The organism is Streptomyces sp. CT34, assembly GCF_000805335.1.
In the GTDB taxonomy this organism is placed as follows: domain Bacteria; phylum Actinomycetota; class Actinomycetes; order Streptomycetales; family Streptomycetaceae; genus Streptomyces.
On the sequence record NZ_KN708638.1, the window covers coordinates 6452661 to 6458127 of the forward strand.

A 5467-nucleotide genomic window follows, 5' to 3' on the forward strand; every position below is an offset into this window, starting at 1 on the left:
CCCGCGCGTTCGCCCTGCCACCCCCGTCCGGCACCACGGGCTCCGTCGTCCAGCAGGTGTAGAACTCCGTCCGTTTCCGGCCGAGTTCCGGTTTCGCACGTCCTCCTGCTGCTTCCGCACGCCCTGTGTACGGAGACCCTGTGCCCCGACGCACCTCCCTCCGCCTCCCGTTCCGTGCCACCGCCGCCCGCACCCTGCTGCGCCGGCTGGCCGTGCCTCTGCTGCTCGGCGGGCTGCTGTCGGCCGCCGCCGTGCCCTGCCCCGCCGACGTCCCGCACCACCACCGCACCGGCGGCCCGGTGACCGCGGCGGCCGTCGCCGGCACCGCGGCGGACGGTCGCCGCTCCGACGGCACCGACTGCCCGCCCGACGCGGCCGGACGCATCCCGCCGGCCCGCTCCGCCGCGGGCCGGCGCACCGTCGCCGACGCGCCGGGCGCCGCGCCCGCCGCCCTCGGGACCGCGGTGCGTTCCGCCGCCGCCCGCCGTCCCGCCGCGTCCGGCCGCGCCGCGCGCCACGGGCCGCCCCGCGGCGGCCGGCCGACCCTCGCCGCCCTCTGCCGGTGCCGGATATAGGAGTCGCCGCCGCGGCCCGCCGCCACCGCCGGCCGGCCGCCCGACGCGCCCCACCGTCCGTACCCGGAACACCTGACGAGAGCGAATCATGCAGTCTCCACCGGTACTTCCCGCGCTTCCCGCCCGTCCCCTCCCCGTCCCCGCGGCCGGACCCGGTATCCACGGCCCCGCCGCTCCACTCGCCCCGGCCCCGGCGTCCGCCGTGTCCGGGCTCGTCGGCAACACGCCCGTGCTGTACGTCTCCGCACCGCTCACCCCGCCCGGCCGCGGCTTCTGGGCGAAACTGGAAGGCAGCAACCCGGGCGGCATCAAGGACCGCCCGGCGCTCCACATGGTCGAACGCGCCCGCGCCCGGGGCGAGGTGCGGCCCGGCGCCCGGATCGTGGAGTCCACCAGCGGCACCCTGGGCCTGGGCCTGGCGCTCGCCGGGATGGTGTACGGACACCCCGTCACCCTGGTCACCGACCCCGGGCTGGAACCGGCAATGACCCGGCTGCTGACCGCCTACGGCGCCGACGTCGACCCGGTCCCCGAGCCGCACCCCGACGGCGGCTGGCAGCAGGCCCGCCGCGATCGGGTCGCCGAACTGCTCGGCCGGTACCCGGGATCGTGGTGCCCGGACCAGTACCACAACCCCGACAACACCACCGCCTATCTGCCGCTGGCCCTCGAACTCGCCGCCCAGCTGGTGCACATCGACGTCCTGGTGTGCAGCGTCGGCACCGGCGGCCACTCCGCCGGTGCGTCCCGGGTGCTGCGCCAGCTCTACCCGGAGCTGCGGCTGGTCGGCGTCGACACCATCGGCTCGACCATCTTCGGCCAGCCCGCCCGCCCCCGCCTGATGCGCGGACTGGGATCGAGCATCCACCCGCGCAACGTCGCCTACGAGCAGTTCAGCGAGGTGCACTGGGTCGCCCCCGCCGAAGCGGTGTGGACCTGCCGGCAGCTGGCGGCCTCGCACTACGCCACCGGCGGCTGGAGCGTCGGCGCGGTCGCGCTGGTCGCCGGCTGGCTCAGCCGCACCCTGCCGCCCGGCACCCGTATCGCGGCGGTCTTCCCGGACGGGCCGCAGCGCTATCTGAGCACCGTCTACGACGACGCGTACTGCGCCGCCCACGGACTGCTCGGCGCTCCGCCGCCGGACGCCCCGGAAACCCTGCGCCACACGGGAGAGCGGGAGGTCACCCGCTGGAGCCGCTGCGAGCGGGTCGCCGACCCGCTGGGCCCGGCGGAGGTGGCGTCCCGGTGAAAGGCACCCTCGCCCAGGTCCGCTCCTACGAGCGCAGCGTGCAATTGCTGATGGCCAATCAGTTCACCATCAACCTCGGCTTCTACATGCTGATGCCGTACCTGGCCGCGCATCTGTCCGGGACGCTGGGCCTGGCCGGCTGGCTGGTCGGGCTGGTGCTCGGCGTCCGCAACTTCAGCCAGCAGGGGATGTTCCTGGTCGGCGGCGCACTCGCCGACCGGCTCGGCTGCAAACCGCTGATCGTGGCCGGCTGCCTGCTGCGCACGGCGGGCTTCGCCGCGCTCGGACTGGTCGACGCGCTGCCCGCGCTGCTGGCCGCGTCCGCGGCCACCGGCCTGGCCGGGGCGCTGTTCAACCCGGCGGTCCGGGCGTACCTGGCGGCCGAGGCGGGGGAGCGCCGGCTGGAGGCGTTCGCGCTGTTCAACGTCTTCTACCAGGCGGGCATCCTGCTCGGCCCGGTCGTCGGGATGGCGCTGACCGGCGTCGGCTTCCGGCTCACCTGCCTCGTGGCGGCCGGGATCTTCGCGCTGCTCAGCCTCGTCCAGTTGCGCGCCCTGCCGGCCCGTGGCGGCACCGCCGGCGTGCCCGGTGCGGCGGGGGACCGGGCGGGGCTGCTCGCGCAGTGGCGCGAGGTGCTCACCAACCGGCCGTTCCTGCTGTTCTCCGGCGCCATGATCGGGTCGTACGTGCTGTCCTTCCAGGTCTACCTGGCGCTGCCGCTGGAGGTGAAGCGCCTGGGCGGTGAGGGGCGTTCCGGAACGGCGGCGGTGGCGCTGCTGTTCGCCGTCTCGGGGCTGAGCACGATCCTGGGCCAGACCCGGGTGACCGCCTGGTGCAAGGCCCGGATGGCGCCCGGGCGCGCGCTCGCCACGGGGCTGGTGATCATGGGCCTGGCGTTCCTTCCGCTGCTCGCGGCCACCGCGCTGCCGGTGCCGGCCGGGGGCCCGGCCCGTTGGCTGCTCGCCGCGCTGCCGCCGGCGCTGACCGCGCTGCTGCTCGCCGTCGGCACGATGACCGCCTACCCCTTCGAGATGGACACCATCGTCCGGCTCTGCGGCGACCGCCTGGTCGCCACCCACTACGGGCTCTACAACACCGTCTGCGGTATCGGCATCACCCTCGGCAACCTGCTCACCGGCGCCGCGCTGGACGCCGCGCGGGCCGCCGGACTGCCCGCCCTGCCCTGGACGGCCCTCCTGCTGCTGGGCCTGACCTGCGCCGCGGCGCTCCGGGCACTGCACCGCACCGGCCGGCTCGCCCCGGCCGGCGGACCGGAGGTGGCGATGAACTGAGGGACCCGCGCAGCCACCCCCGCACCCCGGGGGTGGCCGCCGTCCCGCACCGGGCCGGCCCGCCCCGCGGCCCGCCGGGGAGTTCGCGGTGCGTACCGCGCCGGGTCACCTCCACGACACCCCCCCTTCCCGGACACTGGTTCCTCTTGGAACACTGCTGACCGCGGTTTCCCCCAGGGCCGTATCCGCACCACCCGTCCGTCCTGAACCCCCGTCATCCCCCCCACCGCGAGGTCCCCAACACATGCCTGATATCAACCGCCGGCGCTTCCTCCAGATCGCGGGCGCCACCGCGGGCGTCTCGGCGCTGTCCAGCAGCATCGCCCGCGCCGCGTCGATCCCCGCCAAGCGCACCTCCGGTTCCATCAAGGACGTCGAGCACATCGTCGTCCTCATGCAGGAGAACCGTTCCTTCGACCACTACTTCGGCTCGCTGCGGGGCGTCCGCGGCTTCGGCGACCCGCGCCCGGTCACCCTGCAGAACGGCAAGTCCGTCTGGCACCAGTCCGACGGCACCAAGGACGTGCTCCCGTACCACCCCGACGCCAAGAACCTCGGCATGCAGTTCATCGAGGGCCTCAACCACGACTGGCACGGCGGCCACCAGGCATGGAACAAGGGCAAGTACGACCAGTGGATCCCCGCCAAGGGCACCGGGACCATGGCGCACCTCACCCGTAAGGACATCCCGTTCCACTACGCGCTCGCCGACGCGTTCACCGTCTGCGACGCGTACCACTGCTCGCTGATGAGCTCCACCGACCCCAACCGCTACTACATGTTCTCCGGCTACGTCGGCAACGACGGCTCCGGCGGCGGCCCGGTCGTCGGCAACGAGGAGGCCGGCTACAGCTGGACCACCTACCCGGAGCGCCTGGAGAAGGCGGGGGTCTCCTGGAAGATCTACCAGGACATCGGCGACGGCCTGGACGCGAACGGCAAGTGGGGCTGGATCGAGGACGCCTACCGCGGCAACTTCGGCGACAACTCGCTGCTCTTCTTCAACCAGTACCGCAACGCCAAGCCCGGCGACCCGCTCTACGACAAGGCCCGCACCGGCACCGACGCCAAGAAGGGCGACGGCTACTTCGACCAACTCAAGGCCGACGTCAAGGCCGGCAAACTGCCCCAGATCTCCTGGATCGTCGCCCCCGAAGCCTTCTCCGAGCACCCCAACTGGCCCGCGAACTACGGCGCCTGGTACGTCTCCCAGGTGCTGGACGCCCTCACCTCCAACCCCGAGGTGTGGAGCAGGACCGCGCTGTTCATCACCTACGACGAGAACGACGGCTACTTCGACCACGTCGTCCCGCCGTTCTCCCCCGACTCCAGCGCCCAGGGCCTGTCCACCGCCGACGTCAAGCTCGACAACTTCCCCGGCAACGCCACCTACGCCGCCGGCCCCTACGGCCTGGGCCAGCGCGTCCCGATGCTCGTCGTCTCCCCCTGGAGCACCGGCGGCTACGTCTGCTCCGAGGTCTTCGACCACACCTCCATCGTCCGGTTCATGGAGCGCCGCTTCGGCGTCCACGAGCCCAACATCACGCCCTGGCGGCGCGCCATATGCGGCGACCTCACCTCGGCGTTCGACTTCTCCCTGGAGAACACCAAGCCGGCCTCGCTCCCCGACACCAAGGGATTCCAGCCGCCGGACAACAAGCGGCACGACAGCTACGTCCCCAAGCCGCCCGCCAACCCCGTCCTGCCCAAGCAGGAGCACGGCTCCCGGCCCAGCCGCCCGCTGCACTACGTCCCGCTGGCGGACGGCGCCGCGGACCCCGCCAACGGCCGCTTCACGCTCACCTTCAGCGGCGGCAGCGCGGCCGGCGCCTGCTTCCTGGTCGCCGCCGGCAACCGCACCGACGGCCCCTGGACCTACACCACCGAGGCCGGCAAGAAGATCTCCGACACCTGGAACACGGCCTACTCCAAGGGCAGTTACGACCTGACGGTGTACGGCCCGAACGGCTTCCTGCGGGTCTTCAAGGGCCCCGGCAAGAAGAAGACCCCCGAGGTGACCGCCCGCCACAACGCCGCCTCCGGCAACGTCGAGCTGTCCCTGACGAACCCGGGTACCGCCCCCTGCCACCTCACCATCGCCGACGCGTACGGCGGCCGGAAGCAGACCGTCCGGGTCGACCCCGGCGGCACCGTCACCCGGTCCGTCGACCTGAGCGCCGGCAAGCGCTGGTACGACCTCACGGTCACCGCCGACACCGACGCCGGCTTCCTGCGCCGGTTCGCCGGCCACGTCGAGACCGGCAAGCCGGGCGTCAGCGACCCGGCCCTGATCACCGGCTGACCCCGGCCCCGCCCCGCGCCCGGGCCCCCGCCGAGACCGGCGGGGGGGC

Annotated in this window: 4 protein-coding genes; all 4 read left to right on the forward strand. The window is 73.5% G+C overall.

The features are described 5' to 3' along the window. The first annotated feature begins 140 nt into the window (after positions 1–140). Positions 141–575 carry a hypothetical protein gene (locus RZ84_RS28145; protein WP_043266886.1) on the forward strand — a complete coding sequence of 145 codons (435 nt, stop codon included), beginning with the start codon at positions 141–143 and terminating at the stop codon, positions 573–575. 202 nt (positions 576–777) lie between these two features. Further along, entirely contained in the window at positions 778–1824 is a 1047-nt protein-coding gene (locus RZ84_RS28150) for a PLP-dependent cysteine synthase family protein (protein ID WP_241777886.1), read from the forward strand. Beyond that, complete coding sequence (locus tag RZ84_RS28155; protein WP_043266888.1) at positions 1821–3116, forward strand: MFS transporter; 1296 nt, start codon at positions 1821–1823, stop codon at positions 3114–3116. Before RZ84_RS28150 ends, RZ84_RS28155 begins: the two co-directional genes overlap by 4 nt. Positions 3117–3360: 244 nt before the next feature. Further along, on the forward strand, positions 3361–5418 hold the full coding sequence (locus tag RZ84_RS28160; protein WP_043266890.1) for a phosphocholine-specific phospholipase C: 2058 nt from the start codon (positions 3361–3363) through the stop codon (positions 5416–5418). Positions 5419–5467: the final 49 nt, after the last annotated feature.